Below are 1,157 nucleotides of genomic sequence, written 5' to 3'. Positions count from 1 at the left end.
ACGCCGAAAGTAGTTGGTGGGCAACTGCCTGCGAGGAAAGGAAGCTGCCGTGCTCTTTTTTAATATTCCGGCTTAGCTCAGTTGGTAGAGCGCTTGACTGTTAATCAAGATGTCGTCAGTTCGAGTCTGACAGCCGGAGTAAAGGGAAGAAGGAAGCGGAAGGCTTCCTTTTTTTTGTGCCTTTTGGGTATGTTAAAAGGTTAATTAGGCTAAGCAAGCATGACTTGAGGGTCAAATTTAATATAATCATTAATAGAAGACATAGTAAAACTCCTAACAAGCTTAATTGAATTGATTACGGAGACTATGCTCTCTTTTTAAGTGCATAAAAATCTTATAGATAGATTATTATAAATATTCAACGACAGTAAAATTAGGTAAGCAATCTATATCTAGGAATCTGTTGGGGTTCTGATTGTAGTAGGCTAATTATACAAAAATGAGTTAACAAAATTCTGATCAGAATTAGTACGGTTGAGATTGAAAAAATAACTGGTAATTATTACTGTATCTCCTTGTAATTAGGTAGCAATGCTATTTTTTACTTCTAAAATATAATTAAACCGGTCAGACAATTCGTATTGACCTGAATTTAGATAAACAGTTATAACAAAACTATGTGTGCAAAGCAGATGACAGGGACTTTTAATTGATCTCGTATGTTGGAGCGCGCTGTGTTGACTATTTGTTCTAAGTGAACAGATGACAAGCATGCCTCTATCTAAGTACCAAGATCTAGGAAATTCATTCTGAAGTGGTTAATATGTGTCAATATGTCGCACAAAGGTAACTATGAATTACAGCAACATAAGAGAAATTTGAAAAATAGTTTTTAAATTGTGGCTTGTTATTAGTGAAAATGATAAATTAAATATTATTTTGGCAGAAAATACAGCTTAATAACAAAAAATAAAAATATTTTTTGCTTACCTTTAAAAATATAGTTCGAGATTTATAAAGTTTTTAACGAGTTAAGGTGATATTTCTATAATTGAAAGCAGATTCTACTAATGTAATTGCTACAATCAGAATAAATATTTCATAAAAACACATAGAACCCGAACGAAGAGCAAGACTTGCCAAAGCAGAGAAAATAAGGTAAATTAATAAAGTCGCTTCGAGAGATGCGACGAGAGCTTAAAAACAGACATGTAAGG

Annotated in this window: 1 tRNA gene; it reads left to right on the top strand. The window is 33.0% G+C overall.

What is annotated here, in order from left to right:
- Positions 1–66 precede the first annotated feature (66 nt).
- Positions 67–139 (top strand) — tRNA-Asn (locus CP363_RS10480).
- Positions 140–1,157: the final 1,018 nt, after the last annotated feature.

The organism is Lactobacillus sp. UMNPBX12, assembly GCF_002553955.1.
In the GTDB taxonomy this organism is placed as follows: Bacteria; Bacillota; Bacilli; order Lactobacillales; family Lactobacillaceae; genus Lactobacillus; species Lactobacillus crispatus.
The sequence above is the reverse complement of the archived record's forward strand: the minus strand, read 5'-3'. Positions and strand labels throughout refer to the sequence as shown.